The following is a 690-nucleotide window of genomic DNA, read 5'->3' on the forward strand; positions in this document are numbered from 1 at the left end:
CAGAACCAACCACAGAATGTTATGAAACGGCAACGTTTAATGACTCTACTTGTAGTTGGGAGGTAACAGGAGATCAAGTAACCGAGCCAACGACAGAATGTTATGAAACCGCAACGTTTAATAATGATACGTGTCTTTGGGAGGTAACAGGAACACAAGAAGCAGAACCAATCACAGAATGTTATGAAACGGCGACGTTTAATAATGATACGTGTATTTGGGAGGTAACAGGAACACAACAATCAGAACCAACCACAGAATGTTATGAAACGGCAACGTTTAATGACTCTACTTGTATATGGGATGTAACAGGAACACAAGAAGCAGCACCAACGACAGAATGTTATGAAACGGCAACGTTTAATAATGATACGTGTATTTGGGAGGTAACAGGAACACAAGAAGCAGCACCAACGACAGAATGTTATGAAACGGCAACGTTTAATAACGATACTTGCGAATGGGAGGTAACAGGAACACAACAATCAGAACCAACGACAGAATGTTGGGAAACAGCGACGTTTAATAACGGTACTTGCGAATGGGTTGTAACAGGAACACAAGCAGCAGAACCAATCACAGAATGTTGGGAAACAGCTACGTTTAATAATGATACGTGTATTTGGGAGGTAACAGGAGAACAATCAGCAGCACCAGCGACAGAATGTTGGGAAACAGCGACGTTTAATA

General features: G+C 41.6%; 1 protein-coding gene. It reads left to right on the forward strand.

Going from position 1 to position 690, the window contains the following annotated elements; all coding sequences use genetic code 11:
* Window positions 1-690 (forward strand): hypothetical protein (locus ES677_RS15430; RefSeq protein WP_170235081.1); only part of this gene is annotated, 690 nt, incomplete at both ends.

The organism is Bizionia gelidisalsuginis (genome assembly GCF_008086185.1).
Classification (GTDB): domain Bacteria; phylum Bacteroidota; class Bacteroidia; order Flavobacteriales; family Flavobacteriaceae; genus Bizionia; species Bizionia saleffrena.